We start from the raw sequence: 16,993 nt of genomic DNA, 5'->3' as shown, positions 1-16,993 counted from the left end.
CTTTTTGTTTAAAAATATAAAAAATGATATTTTAGGTGGAGTAACAGCTTCAGTTGTTGCTTTACCACTAGCTTTAGCTTTTGGGGTTGCAAGTGGAGCTGGGGCTCAAGCTGGTATTTATGGAGCCATTATACTTGGTTTTTTTGCAGCTTTATTTGGTGGAACACCAACTCAAATATCAGGACCCACTGGTCCTATGACAGTTATTACAGCTGCTGCTATAGTAGCTTTTAAAGATGACTTAGCCTCTGTTATGACAGTGATATTTTTAGCAGGAATAATTCAAATTTCTTTTGGTCTTTTTGGTATTGGGAAGTGGATTAAATTTATTCCTTATCCTGTTATTTCTGGATTTATGACTGGAATTGGAATAATTATAATTATTTTACAAATCAACCCTTTTTTAGGAGTTGATGGTTATGGTTCTGTACTTCATACTTTAATTGAGATCCCCAATACTTTTCATTTAGTTAATAATGACTCTTTAGTTATTGCTTGTATTACTCTAATAATTATGTTTTTTACTCCTAAATTTATTACAAAAATTATACCTTCTGCCTTGGTAGCTTTGATTGTTATGACATCTTTTAGTATCTATTATGGGTATGATATAAAAGTAATAGGTGAGATTCCGACATCTTTGCCTAATTTTGTTTTACCTTTTAATTTTGACATTTTAAAGTTAAAAGATATTTTTGTATATGCATTAACATTAGCTTTATTAGGAACAATTGATACTTTATTAACATCATTAGTAGCAGATTCCATGACAAAAACTAAACATAGACCAAATAAAGAGCTAATAGGGCAAGGAATTGGTAACTCTTTATGTTCTTTTGTTGGAGGAATTCCAGGTGCTGGGGCTACAATGAGAACTGTAATTAACATAAAAAGTGGAGGAGTTAGTAGAATTTCTGGAATGACTCATTCTATAATGCTTTTAATTACTGTTGTATTTTTTGCTAAATATGCTTCGCAAGTTCCATTAGCTGTTTTATCTGGAATTTTGATAAAAGTTGGTGTTGATATTATTGATTATAGATTTTTTAGAATCATGAAAGTTTTGCATAAAAATGATTTACTTATTGTGGTTACAGTTTTATTGTTAACTGTATTTGTAGATTTAATAATGGCAGTTGGTGCAGGTATCACTTTTGCTGCAATATCAGCTGTTTATAAAATATCAAAAGAGACCAGAATTCAAACAATAAAAGCCTTTAAAGATAGCCCTTTTGATATAGATATAGATAATAGTGAAATAAGAATATTAAGAATTGATGGAGCTTTTTTCTTTGGAAGTGCAATGATACTTGAACGAAGAATTAAAAAAGTTTTAAAAGCTAAATATATTATTATTGATTGTAGAGATATAGTTTTTTTAGATATTTCTGCAATTATTACAATTGAAGAAATTATAAATTTATTAAAAGATTATAATATTGATGTTTCATTAGTTTTAAAAGAAAGAGATAGAAGAAGAATTACAAAAATAGAAGACAGTGCGATATTTAAAAATACACATATATATAAAAATATGGATTTAGCAATAAATAAAATTCAAAGAGAGAAGCTACAAATAAATGAATAATATAGTTTTACTTTCAAATGCAAAATATAAAGGAATAGAAAATCTTCCTGTATTTGATATAGAATATTTAGATATAAATATAGATTTAAAAAAGTATGATTCTTTGATCTTTACATCAAAAAATGCTATTTATGCCCTTGATAAAAATTCTTTGCCTTGGACTAATTTAGATTCATATGCTATTGCAAAAAAGACTTCTGATATTTTAAAAAAATATAACTCAAATGTAGTTTATTCTGGTATCTCTTCTCATGGAGATGCTTTTGCTTATGAATTAATTCCTTATTTGAAAAATAAAAAAGTATTATATGTAAAAGGTGAGAAAAGTGTATCAAAACTATTTGATATTTTAAAAGAGAATAAAATAGATATTAATGAATTAATAGTGTATAAAACTATTTGTAATAAAAATAAGCTAAAAGTTCCTTCTTTAAATTCAACTATTATTTTTACTTCACCTTCTTGTATAAAATGTTTTTTTGACAAAATAGCTTGGGATGAGAGTTATAAAGCTATAGTAATAGGAAATACAACTGCAAAATATATGCCAAAAAATGTAAAATATAAAGTCTCTCCTACTCAATCAATTGAAGCATGTATTGAACTTGCAAAAACATTTCAATAAAATTAATCTTTAATTCAATCATAATTAGGTAAAATAATACTATCTAAGTAGTTCGGGATTTCCATCGTTGAGGGTCCGATACTGTTTTTTTGTGCGTAATGTAACGATATGGTGTGCAGCGTTTACTTTTAGTATTTCTGCTCCTAAAGTATCAGTTCTTATGTGCTAGAGTTGGCTTTTAGGGCCGGTTTGATGGTTAACGGCTACTTGGATAACTTACAATTATTAAGGAAAATCATAGTGAATATTTTAATACTTGGTAGCGGTGGTAGAGAATACTCTATTGGATTAGCTATATCTAAAGAGAATAAACACAATATATATTTTATGCCAGGAAATGGGGCTACGCAGAATTTAGGTACTAATATAAATATTAAAGATTATAAAAAATTAGCTTTATGGGCAAAAGAAAATAGTATAGATTTAACAATTGTAGGACCAGAAGCTCCTTTAGTAGATGGAGTTGTAGATATTTTTAAAGAGAATGATTTAACTATTTTTGGACCAAGTGCAGCAGCTGCTAGACTTGAAGGTTCAAAAGTTTATATGAAAAATATATTAAAAAAATATAATATTCCAACAGCTGCATTTATAGAAACAAGTAATGAAAATGAAGCTTATAGTTTCATTGATAACATGGAAAATACACCAATAGTAGTAAAAGCTGATGGATTATGTGCTGGAAAAGGCGTAATAATTGCCCAATCAAAAGATGAAGCAAAAAAAGCAGTTTCTGATATGCTAAGTGGTGAATCTTTTGGAGATGCTGGGAATTGTGTTGTTGTAGAAGAATTTTTAGATGGTTATGAATTATCAATTTTTGCTATTTGTGATGGAGAAAACTATAAAGTATTACCAGCTGCCCAAGATCATAAGAGAATAGGGGATGGTGATACAGGACCAAATACTGGTGGAATGGGAGCATATGCTCCAACTCCTTTAGTAAATGATGACATTTATAAGAAAGTTGAAGAAAGAGTTATTAAACCAACTCTAGAAGGAATGAAAAAAGAAGGAGCTGCTTATGAAGGTGTTCTTTTTATAGGTGTTATGGTAGTAAAAGGTGAACCCATTATTTTAGAATATAATGTAAGATTTGGTGATCCTGAGTGTGAAATTTTGATGCCATTATTAGAAACTCCTGTTTCTGAACTTTTTTATAAAGGTGCAACAAAAAACTTAAAATCACTTGATATTAAAATAAAAGATGAGTTTAGTGTTGGTGTTGTTATGGCTAGTAAAAATTATCCATATAGTTCAAGTGAGCCTGCTGAAATAATAGTAGATGAAATAGTAGATGAAGATATTTTAAATAATACACATATCTCATATGCTGGAGTTGAAAAAGAAGATGATAAACTTTTTGCAACAGGTGGAAGAGTTTTAGTTTGTGTGGGGTTTGGGACAACAATAAAACAAGCAAGAGATAGAGCTTATGCACTTTGTGGGCAAGTTCACTTTGCTGGCAAAAAATGTAGAACAGATATCGCTTATCAAGCATTAAAGTAGTTAGATGATAGATGAACAAACGAATAACGATAATTTTGAACTTGCAACAATTAATTCGAGAATAATAGCATTTATAATTGATGATATGCTAATTACCTTTATTGTATTAGCCATATTTTGGGATACAATTACTAATAATGGAAGTGATTTAACTACAGTTTTAATTTTAATGAATAAATTTGTTTTTCAAGTTTTAGTTTTAAAATTTGTTTATCAAACATTTTTTGTGTGGTATTATGGTGCTACACTTGGTAAAATAGTAGCAAAGATAAGAGTTATCGATTATGATGACTTTTCTAAAGTTAGTTTGGTACAATCTGCGTTAAGATCATTTGGTAGAATTTTAAGTGAAATGTTTTTTTATATTGGCTTTATATTCGCATTTTTTAACGAGGGTAAACAAACATTTCATGATAAAATTTCAAAAACATTGGTTGTAAATGCATAAAACACTTCTAATTTTGCCAATACTTCTTGGTAGTTTATATTCAAAAGATTTTCAAAAAGAAAAACTTCAGATATTGTCTAATGATTTAAATAGTAAAGATAATATAGTAATAGCAAATGGTGATGTAGTAATATTTTCTCCTAAGTATTATATATCTGCACAAAAAGTAATTTATGATAAGGAAAAGGGTACTTTAGAACTGTTTGATGATGTTGTAATATTAAAAGATAATATAATTCAAACTCAAAGTGATTATGCTTTTGTTGATTTAAATGATGAAAATGTAACAGAAAATCCAATACTTCTTTTAGATAATAAATCACAATTATGGGTAACTTCTCATGAAGCAAACAAAGAAAAGGATTCTTATCATTTCCAAGATTCAATTATGTCAAGTTGTGATTGTATTGATCCAGCTTGGAATATAAGATTTTCTAGTGCAGATTATGATACAAAAGATCAATGGTTAAATGCATATAATGCTAGACTTTATATAAAAGATATCCCCGTAATGTATACTCCTTATATAGGATTTTCAACCGATACCACAAGAAGAACTGGACTTTTAAGACCAACGGTTGGATATTCTTCATCTGAGGGCTTTGTTTATTCTCAACCAATTTTTATAGCTCCTGCTGATAATTATGATGTTGAACTTATTCCTCAAATAAGAACAACTAGAGGTTATGGAATGTATGCATATTATAGATATGCTGATTCTCCAGATTCTATTTTAAAAATAGGAAGTGGTTATTTTAAAGAAAAAAATGATTATGCTGATGAAAATTCTTTAGAAAATGATAGCCATTTTGGATGGAATATTGATTATTCAAGAAATAAATTATTTAGTGGAAATAATAGTGATGATGGATTATATGCATCAATCAAATGGCTAAATGATATAGAATATTATAATTTAGAAGATGATAGTCAAAATAACTCTGATGAAAAAAAAGTTGAATCAAAAATTAATTATTACTATAAAAATAATGATTATTATTTTGGTACATATTTAAGACACTATATTGATACTTCTTTAGAATCAAATAAAACTACTCTTCAACAATTACCACAAGTGCAGTTGCACTCTTTTTCTAATAATTTATTTTTTGATAAACTTTTATATTCAACAGACTTGCAAACAACAAACTATACAAGAGATACAGGACTAAATGCTGTAAAAACAGATTTAAATATTCCTATCTCTTATAGCTTTTCAATGTTTGATGATTATATTAAAGTGATTTTGGAAGAAGAAGTTTCTTTATCAAAAATTGATTATTCAAAAGGAGATGCTAATTATAAAAATGCAACTTTTATTGAAAATAGACATAAGGTAACTTTTAATACCAATTTAGTAAAAAAATATGATACAGGAATACATACAATTAATTTTGACACTGCATTTGTTATACCAAATGTTGTTAAGTCAAAAGGTGATATATATCCATTAAATTCAACATCAACAGAATTATCTTCATTTCCTTTATCAAAAACAACTAAAACTATAACTTTTTCAGTAAATCAATCTTGGACTGATATTGAAGATTTAAAAGAGATAATTAATCATAAGATTAGCCAATCAATAATTTACGATGATTTTAATAATACTGAATTAGGTGATTTGGAAAATGAAATAAGATATAATTATTTTCTAGGATCTATTTCAAATAGAATTGTATATGGTAATTTAGATAATAAGTTGACAGAATCATCTACAAGTTTTTCATTTAACTATGAAAATTATTTTTTTAATGCAACACATTATATGTCAAAAGATACTCCTAATTCAGGTAAAGAAGATTTAGAATCATATACTATAAATACTGGTTTTACTTTTTATAAGGATTATAAGTTTACATATCAAGAAGATTATAATATAAAAGAAAAACTTAGAAATAAACAATCTTTTATTTTAGGTATTTTTGATAAATGTTGGGATTTAAATTTAAGTTATATAAAAGAGATTAAACCAAGTTCTTCAACAAGAGTTAACTCAAAAAAACAAGATATAGTTTTTCTGGAATTAACACTAAAACCAATTGGTGGGTTTAAACAACAATATACAGTTAAAGAGGATAAATAGTTGGATGATTTTGAAGTAAGATGCAGTGGTAGTAAAATATATTTCAAAAATAGAGAAGATGCAGCAAATAAATTAATAGAAATCTTACCAATAGAAAAAATGAGGTTAGAAGATTGGACAGTTGTTGCCTCATCTTTTGGTGGATTTTCAATTGCTAAAATAATTGCTAAAAAACTAGATGCTCAATTTAAAATACTTTTTACAGAAAAAGTATTAGCCCCAAATAATGAAGAGTGTGAAATTGCAATTGTAACAGAAAGTGAAGAGGTTGTAATTCATGAAGAACTAGCTCGTTCTTTTGATTTAAGTTTAGATTTTATTTATTCAAAGTCAAAATATATTTATGAGAGTATGATTTTAAATAAACTAAGTAAATTTAGATCAGGAGAAAGAATAAAAGATATAAAAGATAAAAATATTCTTCTTGTTGATGAGGGGTTAAATACAGGACTTACCATGATGGCTTGTATTAAAACAGCTATTAATTTAGGTGCAAAATCAGTTTCAGTTGCAATTCCTATACTACCAAATGCTAGTATACAAACGATTGAATCTATTGCTGATGATTTGTATTATGTAGAGAGTTTAGATCATTTTATCTCCATTAATTATTATTATAATGAATTAGAAGAGGTAACATTTGAAGATATTAAAAATATAAAGGATAAATAATTATGTCAACAGTATGCGAATTTGAATTAAATGGAAAAGATGAGATTTTTGAGTTTAATAAAGTTGCAAAACAAGCTAATGGGTCAGTTTTAGCAAAATGTGGTAATGCAGTTGTTTTAGCAACAGTTGTAAGTGAGTTTGATAATCCTGTTTCTGAAGATTTTACTCCACTAACAGTACAATATATAGAAAAAGCATACGCAGCAGCAAAAATACCTGGTGGATTTTTCAAAAGAGAAAGTAAACCAAGTGAATTAGAAACTTTAACATCAAGAATTATAGATAGAAGTTTAAGACCACTTTTCCCAAAAGGTTATGTTTATCCTACTACAATTACAGTAATGGTTTTAAGTGCGGATAAAGATGTTGACTTACAAACTTTAGCTTTAAATGCGGCAAGTGCTGCTTTATATACTTCTAATATTCCTGTGAAAAAATCAGTTGCTGGTGTTAGAGTTGCTAGAATTGATGGTAAATATGTAGTTAATCCAAATGTTACAGATATGCTAAATTCAACTTTAGACTTATATGTAGCTGGATCAAAAGATGAGCTTCTTATGATTGAAATGAGATCTATTTCATCTGAAGAGATGGTAGAAGTAGATATTGAAGCTTTTTCAAAAGTTCATAAAACAAATGAAATGACAGAAGAAGAATTAGTTGAGGCTATTTCAGTTGCCCAAACTGCTTTAAAAGAAGCTAATTCAACATATGAGACTGGATTTGAAAATGTTTGTAAAGAAAAATTCGATGTTGAATTAGTAGAATTTACAATTCCAGAAGATTTGATAACACATGTAAAAAACACATATTTAGATGATGTAAAAGGTGCTGTTAAAAAATTAGCTAAAAGTGAAAGAGCAACTGAATTAAAAGATTTGGCTAAAAAAATTGCAAAAGATGAATATTGTACTTCAAATGAATTTCCTTTTGAAAATGTTTATGAAGCTGTTTCAATTGTAAAAAAAGAAGTTGTAAGAGCAATGATCGTAAATGAGCATGTAAGAGCTGATGGGAGAGGTTTAAAAACTGTTAGACCTATATCTATTGATACAAATATTCTGCCATCTGCTCACTCTTCTTGTTTATTTACAAGGGGTGAAACACAAGCCTTGGTTGTGGCAACTTTAGCAGGTGCTAAAGATGGACAAATGTTTGAAACATTAAATGAAAAATCAACTTCTATGGAAAATTTTATGGTTCACTATAATTTCCCTGGATTTTCTGTAGGTGAAGCAAAACCTATGTTTGGTGTAGGAAGAAGAGAATTAGGACATGGTAATTTAGGTAAAAGAGCATTGGAAGCTACTATTGATAGAGATTTTGGTGATACTGTTAGATTAGTATCTGAAATTTTAGAATCAAATGGTTCTTCTTCTATGGCAACAGTATGTGGTGGTTCTTTAGCCTTAAAAGCAGCAGGAATACCAATATCAGGATTAGTTGCAGGTGTTGCTATGGGTATGGTTGTTGAAGGTGATAAATATTGTGTATTAACTGATATCATGGGACTAGAAGATCATGATGGAGATATGGACTTTAAAGTTGCTGGTCCAAAAACAGGAATTACCGCTTTACAAATGGATATAAAACTTGGTGGAATAGAATTAAGTGTTTTAAAAGAAGCTCTTTTACAAGCAAAAGAGGGGAGAGAGCATATTTTAACTCTTATGGAAGAAGCAGCCGTTGAAATCGTTCCAAGCCCAGCTTTACCATTAATGGAACAATTTGCAATTGATCCTAGCAAAATTATGGTAGTGATTGGAAAAGCAGGGTCTACAATAAAAGAGATTATAGAAAAATTTTCTGTTTCAATTGATTTAGATAGAGATAGTGGTAATGTAAAAGTAGCTGGTGATAATAAACAAAATGTATTAGACGCTTGTGCACATATTAAAACAATTTCAGATAATGCTCCTTCAAGAAAACAAAATGAGAAAATTATTTTTGATTCTTTATATAAAGAAGAAGAAGTTTTAGAGGGGATTGTTGAGCGAATAGTTGATTTTGGTGCATTTATGAAACTACCAAAAGGTGGTGAAGGTTTATTACATATCTCTAAAATATCAAAAGAAAGAGTTAAAAATGTATCTGATGTTTTAAGTGTTGGTGATAAAGTTGAATTAAAAGTATTAAAAGTTAGTAGAGATAGAATTGAATTAGCTTCGGCTAATATTTAATTTTTATACTAATTTAATAGTTCTTTAGTTATTATTTATGAATATTATTTTTTCGTATTAAGGAAATACTATGGCAAAGCTTTTAATAGTGGATGATTCGACTATGTTAAGAGACATGTTAACATACGCTCTCAAAGAGGGTGGATATAGTGATGTAATTGCAGCAGTAGACGGTGTAGACGGTTTAGAAAAAGCAAATGGAAATAACTTTGATTTAATTATTACTGATGTTAATATGCCAAATATGGATGGATTGACATTAATTGGTGAACTAAGAAAAGTAGATAAATATAAAACAAAACCTATTTTAGTTTTAACAACTGAAAGAAGTGATGACATGAAAGCAAAAGGGAAAGCGGCAGGAGCTACTGGTTGGATTGTAAAACCATTTGTTCCAGATCAATTACTAAAAGCTGTTAATATAGTTTTAAATAGATAGAAAGGTGTTATTATGTCTGGTTTTGATATATCAAAATATAGAGAAATGTTTTTAGAAGAAGCTGTAGAACTTTTTGAATCAGCTGATAATGTTTTATTAGAAGCTGAGACAAATGGCTCACTTACTGAAGAAGAAATGGGTCAGCTTTTTAGAGATGTACATACTCTAAAAGGAAGTGGAGCTTCTGTAGAACTTCCAATATTTGCAGAATTTACTCATGATGTTGAAAATATGATGGATAAATTGAGAAACCATCAAATAGAATATCTTCCTGAAATGGCAGGTGTTTTAATTGACTGCATGGATGTTATGAAAGAGATTTTGGAATTAGAAGTTGCAGAAGATATTGATCGAAATACTTTTGAATCAATGACTTCAGAGCTTTTAATCCAAATAAGAGCATATATTAATGGAGAATCTATTTCTCAACAAAATGAAACACCAATTGAGGTTATTCAACAAGAAGAGATACATCCTGAAGTTATTCCAATAGAATCTTCTAGTGAAAAAATTAACTTAAATTCTAATTCTTATGGAATATTTGAAGATGATATTGATGTTGAAGATTCATTGGAAAATGATTCTTTTGGATTTTTCAATGATAATATTAAAATTTCAAATGTATCTACTGAAAGTTTAGATAATGAGAATTTTGGATTTTTTGATGATGCCCAAGAGATTACACCAACTGCAACTATAAAAGCGCCAGAAAAAGAAGAAACACCAATAGTAGAAAAACAACAAGAGTCTTCAACACCAAATTCAAAAGCAGTTGCTCCTGCAAGTGCACCAACTGCTACTAGACCAGCTGCTGCTGCACGAAATAGAGAAGAAAAAAAACCTGCAGCTGCAACTAATAACATTAGAATAAATCTTGACAAAATTGATTTATTAATGAATAATGTTGGTGATTTAGTTATTACAAATGCAATGTTAAAACAATTTACTTCTTCTATCGAAGATAATAAAGTACAAAATTCAGTATATGAAAGATTAGAACAACTTGAAAGACATATTAGAGATATGCAAGATTCTATTATGAGTATAAGAATGGTACCTATGGAATCAATTTATTCTAAGTTCCCAAAAGTTGTAAGAGATATTTCTAAGAAATTAAATAAAAAAGTTGATTTCAAACATTTCGGTGATAATGTTGAGATTGATAAAGCTATGATTGAGGGGTTGACAGATCCTTTAATGCATATTATTAGAAATTCACTAGACCATGGTATTGAAACTCCTGAAAATAGGGTAGCTTCTGGAAAAAATGAAATGGGTGAGATAATTATTTCTGCAGAACAAGCTAATGGTCAAATGATTATTACAATTGAAGATGATGGTAAAGGAATTGATGGAGAAAGAGTTGCTCAAAAAGCTCTAGAAAATGGATTGATTGATGAAAATCAATTATCAAAAATGACAGATAATGAAAAAGCAATGTTAGTATTTGGAGCAGGTGTTTCAACAGCAGATCAAGTTACAGATATCTCAGGACGTGGTGTGGGGATGGATGTTGTTAAAACTAATATTCATAAATTAGGTGGAGCAATTAATTTAGATACTACAATTGGTGGTGGTACAACTATTACTATTATGTTGCCATTAACACTTGCAATTCTTGATGGTCTTGATATAGCAGTTGGTGAAGAAAGATATATCTTACCTTTAAACTCTATTGTTGAATCATTACAACCAACTTCTGAAATGATTAAAAAGATTGGTGATGGTGCGCAAGATTTATTAATGTTAAGAGAAGAATTCATTCCAATTGTAAAACTTCATAAACTTTTTGGAGTAGAACCAGGATATCCTAAACTTGAAGATGGAATGTTAATAGTCGTTAAACAAGGTAACACAAAAATTGCAATTGCTATTGATGAATTCTTAAATCAATATCAAGTAGTTGTTAAACCTTTGGATAAAAATTTTAGACCAGTTCAAGGTATAGGTGCTGCAACTGTTAGAGGTGATGGAAGTATTGGCTTGATTTTAGATGTATTAGGAATAATAAATGCACAAATCAAAAAAGAAAAAGAATTAGGTATAGTTAAAGCTTCATAAAAATGGATGATACTTTACATTTACATGAAAAAGTAAAAGAGTTGTTATACTCTTTTACTGGGATAACTCTTACTGAAAATAAAGATATTATGATTTCAAATAGACTTCATAAATTAAAGAGGAATGCTTCATTTCAAGGTTCTTTAGATGATTTACTGGATGCTATTAAAGAGGGTAATTATAAAACAGAATTTATAAATGCTTTTACAACTAATAAAACACATTTCTTTAGGGAAGAATTCCATTTTGCTGATTTGAAAAATAGGGTTTTACCTGAGTTGTTAAAGCATAGTCAGGATATAAAATTATATTGTTCTGCTTCATCAACTGGAGAAGAACCTTATTCAATGGCGATGACAATTTTAGAAACTCAAGAAGAATTAGGTAAAAGAATAAATGCATCAATAATCGCAACAGATATTGATACTAATGTACTACAATATGCAGCAAATGGGATATACCGATTTTCAAAAAGTTCAAAAGAGTTTCCCAGTTGGTTAAAACCCCAAAAATACTTTAAAAAAAGAGTTGAAAAAAATTTAGCATCGGAAGAGATTCTTATAAAAGTAAAACCAGAACTTCAAAAAATGGTTACTTTTCAAGTTATGAATTTAAATGATGCAAATTATCCTTTTGCAAAAAATCAATTTGATGTAGTATTTTGTAGAAATGTACTAATTTATTTTTCTGCAATAGACCAAGAAAAGATTTTATTTAGGTTGTTTAGACATCTAAAAATTGGAGGAACGCTATATATTGGGCATTCCGAAAGTCCTGGTAAACTTGAGGCTTATGTTAGAAGAATAGGGCAAAATATTTTTATTAAAGAGAAGGAAGTATCTTGATAATTTTAGGTCATAAAGATGGAAGCATTGAAAAAATTTCTAATAACCTTTCTACTCAAGTAATAAAAGGATATCGGGCACATACTGTAATTGGTGGAGAATTTGCAGTTAGTTCAGATAATGATAATATAGCTTTTAAGACTTTACTTGGCTCTTGTGTTGCTATTATGTTTTATGATACAGCTAAAAAAATAAAAGCTATGAACCATTTTTTACTTCCGACGACTAATAATTCAAATGAAGATATGAAATATGGGCTTTATTCAGTTGAGGCTATGTTAAATGAAATGTATAAATTAGGATGCCAAAAGAAAGATTTAAGAGCAAAGATTTCTGGTGGTGCAGATATTATGCAATTAATGGCTAGTAGTATTAATTCTATTGGACATAGAAATGTTGAATTCGCTAAAGATTTTTGTAAATCAGAAGGTTTTAAAATACTTTCTGAACATACAAGAGGTGATCATGCAAGATTAATTTTGATGACTAATGATTTTGAAACATTTATAAAAGTTACAAATAAAAATGAAACAGATTCAAAAGTTATTCAAGAAGAAAAATCTTTACAAGTGGAAATTACAAAAGCACCAGTTCTCAAAGAGTATGTTGGTGGTGTGGATTTATTTGGCAATGATCCAGAACCAGCTCCTGAGATGGATATTGAACTATTTTAAGGCTATTTAAATGTATACAGTAATAGTAATTGATGATTCATTATCAATGAGAAGAATTTTAAAAGATATTATTAATTCTATTGATGAATTTGAAGTTATTGATGAAGCAGTTGATGCCTTTGATGCAAGAGAAAAAATCAAGAAGTTTGAACCAGATATGGTAACTATTGATATAAATATGCCAAAAATGGATGGAGTTACTTTTTTAAGAAACCTAATGAGACTTCATCCTATGCCAGCTGTTGTAGTATCAGGTGAGGGTGCAAGAGGAAATGATATCTTTGATGATGGTGCTGTTGGATATATAGAAAAGCCTGCGAATGGTGAATCAATGATGTCATTTCAATCAAGAGTAAAAGACAATTTACTAAATCTTACTTTTTTATTAAAACAATATACACTTAAAAAGCCTAAAGCACAATTTATCCAAAAGAACAAAACAAAGATAGAAACAAATACAAAAAATCATCCTGATGAGTTACTTCTCTCAAGTCCAGCAAGATTAGGAGGTTCTAAAGTTATTGCAATAGGTTCATCAACAGGTGGTGTTGAATCACTACTTAAAGTTTTTAAATCTTTGCCAAATGATTTACCTCCAATAGTTATTACACAACATATTCCATATGGTTTTTCAAGGTCTTTTGCCCAAAGATTAAATACTGAATCAGCTCTTGAAGTTTTTGAAGCTACTGATGGAATGAAACTTGAGAAAGGAAAAGCTTTTTTAGCTCCTGGTAATATGCATTTAAGTATAGAAAAAAGAGGGAATGAATATTATACAAAACTTATTGATGGAATAAGAATATCACATCATAAACCAAGTGTAAATATTATGTTTAGATCCGTTAATAATGTTATAGGAAGTTCTGCTATGGCTGTGATGATGACAGGAATGGGAGATGATGGAATGATAGGGATAAAAGAGTTATTTGACAATGGTGCTTATACAATCGCTCAAAATGAAGAAAGCTGTGTAGTTTTTGGAATGCCTAAAAAAGCAATCGAAGTTGGTGCTGTAAAAGATATTGTACATTTAGATGAAATAGCTCAATATATAGTAGATTTTTCTAAGAACTTAAAAAGATAGATTTAATAATATACTTATATTATTTAGTATTGAAAACTATAATTTTCAAACTAATTGTATATTTACTTCTAAGCTATATCATACAAAAAGAAAACCTTACTTTTTGTATGTTGTTAAGTCATCCATAGAAATAAAAAGAGACTTATTAGCTATTTTCCCATATCTATCTCCAAGCTTAGTGTCAAATATTTTTGAAATTCTAACTGATTTACCACTCAAATAAAATGAACTCTTTATTTGTCTATCTTCTAGTAAACTATTATTTTTTGAATAATTACCATTATAAACAAATATTTCAGTTTTTGGATTTATCATTGTGTAATATATCCATTTTTCATTAAGTTTTTTTTCTGCTTCTTCTTTTTTATTGTCTTTTTCCTCTACATTTGTAGTTACAACTTCTTCTTTTGGTTTATCTTTTTTAACTTGAAATACATTTGCACAACCTGAAATTATTAAAACTGATAATAATACTAATAAATTAAATTTTTTCATATTCCCCTCTTTCTATTTATATAAGTATCTTTTTCTTACTTTTGTTATTTTATCTTCAAATTTTACATATGCTGAAGATATTTTATAGATAGTAAATCCAAACATATCTTCTCCTTCTTTGAATATTTTATCTTTATAAATAATACTATTATCATTATATGTTATATTTTTCATATATTTTGATATGTCATTTAAATCTTCAAGTTTTACAGTAGCATTAGAAGCAACTTGTTCTTGATTTTGCTCTTTTGATATGTTATCTTCTTGGCTAATTGTTTCATCTATTGTTGTTTCATCATTATTTACTACATCTACTGTTGTTTCATCTAGTGCATTAAGAATTTTTTCTGAATTTGCTAGATTTTTTTCTTTTGGCATGATAATTTTATCTTTAGGAGATGATTCAATCTCTTTTTTCTCAAATGTTTCTTCTACAATTGGTAAAGAAATAATATCTTTATTTGCTAATTGAATATCAGAAGGATTCGATGTTTTGTTATTAAAAGAGATGAAAGAAACTAATAAAATAAATATAGGAATTATTAGCAAAATATATTTTTTTGTACCTAAGCTATTTATATAATTTATATCAATCTTAGAAAAATACTTTTTTATTTCTTTGTAATTGATTTTGGAAAAATATTTAAAAAGAATCATTTTAAGGTTTTTTATAAATTGACTAATACTTTTTATAATCTTATCAAGATATTGATTTTTTCTACCCTTATCTCTACCCTTCTCTCTATCATTTTCACTTACATTTTTATTTTCATTGATTTTTATTGACTCATATTTTTCTATATAGTTTTCATTTAACTCTTCTAAATTTATAATTTTATTTTTTAAATCAATTATTTCATTAATATTTAAAATATCTTCATTTTCATCTAATTCATTTATTAACTTACTAATTAATTCATTATCACTATTAATATATTCATTCTTTTTAATTTGATTTAGAATATTGATTAATTCTTCATCATGAATTATGTTGTATTTATTTAATAAATAATTTGCAGACAACTGCCCTTCTTTATCTTCGAGTATTTCTTTATAAATATTATTATAGTTTTCATAATTCACTTTAGTTTACTCCTTTAAAATAATAGGGAAATTATTGCTTAAAATTAGTTAAAGTTAGTTTAAATAAAGTAAAATATAATCAAATTAATTATATAATTGTTATTTTAATATTATATAATTTAAGGATTCCTTTGATTGATTTTTTTAGAACTAATACAAAACTATTAAATTCACTAAAAAATAAGTTTGTAATTTTTAGTGCAGGATATAAAGGTGGTATAGGTAAAACTATAATTTCATTAGGAATAGCAAAAGAACTTGATATTCCCTATATTACAAATGATGAAGGCTCTGCCCTATCTGGTGGTATTCAGTTTTATAAAAATACATATTATACTTATGATTATAAAGTAGATGAAAAACTTGCTAAATCAAATATCGTAATGATTGATTTAGCGGGGTGTTTTGTTTTAGATAGAACTATTTTAAGACTTATAGAAAAATCAAACTTAATTATTTTGCCTACTGGCGAAAATCCATATTTAGATCACACAGGTTGTTTAATTACAGCAAATAACCTGTATGATTTGAATCCAAATATATTATTTATTACAACTGGAGTAGAAAATGATAGATTAAAAGATACAATGTTTGAGTTTAATAAAATAAAAAGTAAATACCCAAATTTTGAAAAACTAAAAGTACTAGGTTTATCAAAGTGTAATCAAATTATCACAGAGTCTTTCGCAAAAAAAAGGACATACCTAAGAACATATCTATCTTTAAATGATGACTTAAAGAAAGAATATAAAAGATTTGCAAAAGATTGGACAAATATAATAAAAGAAATTAATTTAAGAATTGAAAAAAAATAATATGAAAATAGAAAAAATAAACTATATCTAATATAGTTTATTTTGAACCTCTTAAATCATTTATTATAAATTAACTTTATTTAATTTTACTCCATGCTTTTTGTGATTTGATTTTAACATGTATGTTTTTCTCTAAAACCTCACCGGTATTTGCATTAACCCAAATACCGTCAAGAAAATATCCTTCTAATGCCTTATTATTAATGTGAGCCATTGTAAAGATATAATATCTATCAAGTACGAAAATATGAATATTATATGCTAAATCATTATCAGTATTTTTCTTAGCAAACTTAAGTTGTATATCCCAAGCCTCATCTAAACTAATTGGAGCATTTTTTACAAACTTTTCAAATTGAGGTGTTCCATAGGCTATTATTTCCATT

General features: G+C 27.7%; 16 protein-coding genes. 13 read left to right on the top strand and 3 right to left on the bottom strand.

Features of this window, described 5'->3' with window-relative positions; all coding sequences use genetic code 11:
• The first annotated feature begins 4 nt into the window (after window positions 1-4).
• The 12 genes from ACNI3D_RS09300 to cheB all read left to right on the top strand — a co-directional run bounded on the left by ACNI3D_RS09300 (window position 5) and on the right by cheB (window position 14,214).
• Window positions 5-1,588, top strand: a complete 1,584-nt coding sequence (locus ACNI3D_RS09300) for a SulP family inorganic anion transporter (RefSeq protein ID WP_419766800.1) — start codon at window positions 5-7, stop codon at window positions 1,586-1,588.
• Entirely contained in the window at window positions 1,581-2,213 is a 633-nt protein-coding gene (locus ACNI3D_RS09295) for a uroporphyrinogen-III synthase (protein WP_129099331.1), read from the top strand. Before ACNI3D_RS09300 ends, ACNI3D_RS09295 begins: the two co-directional genes overlap by 8 nt.
• Window positions 2,214-2,453: 240 nt before the next feature.
• Complete coding sequence (purD, locus tag ACNI3D_RS09290; protein ID WP_419766799.1) at window positions 2,454-3,722, top strand: phosphoribosylamine--glycine ligase; 1,269 nt, start codon at window positions 2,454-2,456, stop codon at window positions 3,720-3,722.
• 4 nt (window positions 3,723-3,726) lie between these two features.
• Window positions 3,727-4,170 (top strand): RDD family protein, encoded by a 444-nt coding sequence (locus tag ACNI3D_RS09285; RefSeq protein WP_419766798.1) that lies wholly within the window; start codon window positions 3,727-3,729, stop codon window positions 4,168-4,170.
• Window positions 4,163-6,256 carry an LPS-assembly protein LptD gene (locus tag ACNI3D_RS09280; protein WP_419766797.1) on the top strand — a complete coding sequence of 698 codons (2,094 nt, stop codon included), beginning with the start codon at window positions 4,163-4,165 and terminating at the stop codon, window positions 6,254-6,256. The genes ACNI3D_RS09285 and ACNI3D_RS09280 overlap by 8 nt, the downstream gene beginning before the upstream one ends.
• Window positions 6,257-6,928, top strand: a complete 672-nt coding sequence (locus ACNI3D_RS09275; protein WP_129099327.1) for a phosphoribosyltransferase — start codon at window positions 6,257-6,259, stop codon at window positions 6,926-6,928.
• A 2-nt stretch (window positions 6,929-6,930) separates the two neighbouring features.
• Window positions 6,931-9,108 carry a polyribonucleotide nucleotidyltransferase gene (locus ACNI3D_RS09270; RefSeq protein ID WP_419766796.1) on the top strand — a complete coding sequence of 726 codons (2,178 nt, stop codon included), beginning with the start codon at window positions 6,931-6,933 and terminating at the stop codon, window positions 9,106-9,108.
• Between the two features lie 70 nt (window positions 9,109-9,178).
• Window positions 9,179-9,547 (top strand): response regulator, encoded by a 369-nt coding sequence (locus ACNI3D_RS09265; protein WP_013135570.1) that lies wholly within the window; start codon window positions 9,179-9,181, stop codon window positions 9,545-9,547.
• A 12-nt stretch (window positions 9,548-9,559) separates the two neighbouring features.
• Window positions 9,560-11,608: a chemotaxis protein CheA gene (locus tag ACNI3D_RS09260; RefSeq protein ID WP_419766795.1), complete on the top strand. Its 2,049-nt coding sequence runs from the start codon at window positions 9,560-9,562 to the stop codon at window positions 11,606-11,608.
• Window positions 11,609-11,610: 2 nt separating this feature from the next.
• A complete protein-coding gene (locus tag ACNI3D_RS09255) occupies window positions 11,611-12,453 on the top strand; it encodes a CheR family methyltransferase (protein WP_419766794.1) in 843 nt (280 codons plus the stop codon).
• Window positions 12,450-13,127 carry a chemotaxis protein CheD gene (locus tag ACNI3D_RS09250; protein WP_419766793.1) on the top strand — a complete coding sequence of 226 codons (678 nt, stop codon included), beginning with the start codon at window positions 12,450-12,452 and terminating at the stop codon, window positions 13,125-13,127. The genes ACNI3D_RS09255 and ACNI3D_RS09250 overlap by 4 nt, the downstream gene beginning before the upstream one ends.
• Before the next feature lie 10 nt (window positions 13,128-13,137).
• A complete protein-coding gene (gene cheB / locus ACNI3D_RS09245; protein ID WP_419766792.1) occupies window positions 13,138-14,214 on the top strand; it encodes a chemotaxis-specific protein-glutamate methyltransferase CheB in 1,077 nt (358 codons plus the stop codon).
• 96 nt (window positions 14,215-14,310) lie between these two features.
• Here cheB and ACNI3D_RS09240 read toward each other — a convergent pair whose 3' ends face one another.
• Window positions 14,311-14,709 (bottom strand): hypothetical protein, encoded by a 399-nt coding sequence (locus ACNI3D_RS09240; protein WP_419766791.1) that lies wholly within the window; start codon window positions 14,707-14,709, stop codon window positions 14,311-14,313.
• A 12-nt stretch (window positions 14,710-14,721) separates the two neighbouring features.
• On the bottom strand, window positions 14,722-15,792 hold the full coding sequence (locus tag ACNI3D_RS09235; RefSeq protein ID WP_419766790.1) for a hypothetical protein: 1,071 nt from the start codon (window positions 15,790-15,792) through the stop codon (window positions 14,722-14,724).
• Between the two features lie 131 nt (window positions 15,793-15,923).
• Here ACNI3D_RS09235 and ACNI3D_RS09230 point away from each other — a divergent pair, with 131 nt between their 5' ends.
• A complete protein-coding gene (locus tag ACNI3D_RS09230) occupies window positions 15,924-16,607 on the top strand; it encodes a hypothetical protein (RefSeq protein ID WP_419766789.1) in 684 nt (227 codons plus the stop codon).
• A 76-nt stretch (window positions 16,608-16,683) separates the two neighbouring features.
• On the opposite strand, the gene ACNI3D_RS09225 is transcribed toward ACNI3D_RS09230, so the two are convergent.
• Window positions 16,684-16,992, bottom strand: a complete 309-nt coding sequence (locus ACNI3D_RS09225) for a hypothetical protein (protein WP_419766788.1) — start codon at window positions 16,990-16,992, stop codon at window positions 16,684-16,686.
• Window position 16,993: the final 1 nt, after the last annotated feature.

The sequence above is a fragment of the Arcobacter siniprincipis (SeqCode) genome, from assembly GCF_048571125.1.
Lineage (GTDB): Bacteria > Campylobacterota > Campylobacteria > Campylobacterales > Arcobacteraceae > Arcobacter > Arcobacter siniprincipis.
Note: the sequence above shows the minus strand (reverse complement) of the source record. Positions and strands in the feature narration are given on the sequence as shown.

Coding starts and splice junctions, on each gene's coding strand:
- ACNI3D_RS09295 (WP_129099331.1), top strand. CDS start 1,581: ATGAATAATATAGTTTTACTTTCAAATGCAAAATATAAAGGAATAGAA.
- ACNI3D_RS09285 (WP_419766798.1), top strand. CDS start 3,727: ATGATAGATGAACAAACGAATAACGATAATTTTGAACTTGCAACAATT.
- ACNI3D_RS09280 (WP_419766797.1), top strand. CDS start 4,163: ATGCATAAAACACTTCTAATTTTGCCAATACTTCTTGGTAGTTTATAT.
- ACNI3D_RS09270 (WP_419766796.1), top strand. CDS start 6,931: ATGTCAACAGTATGCGAATTTGAATTAAATGGAAAAGATGAGATTTTT.
- ACNI3D_RS09265 (WP_013135570.1), top strand. CDS start 9,179: ATGGCAAAGCTTTTAATAGTGGATGATTCGACTATGTTAAGAGACATG.
- ACNI3D_RS09260 (WP_419766795.1), top strand. CDS start 9,560: ATGTCTGGTTTTGATATATCAAAATATAGAGAAATGTTTTTAGAAGAA.
- ACNI3D_RS09255 (WP_419766794.1), top strand. CDS start 11,611: ATGGATGATACTTTACATTTACATGAAAAAGTAAAAGAGTTGTTATAC.
- cheB (WP_419766792.1), top strand. CDS start 13,138: ATGTATACAGTAATAGTAATTGATGATTCATTATCAATGAGAAGAATT.
- ACNI3D_RS09240 (WP_419766791.1), bottom strand. CDS start 14,709: ATGAAAAAATTTAATTTATTAGTATTATTATCAGTTTTAATAATTTCA.
- ACNI3D_RS09225 (WP_419766788.1), bottom strand. CDS start 16,992: ATGGAAATAATAGCCTATGGAACACCTCAATTTGAAAAGTTTGTAAAA.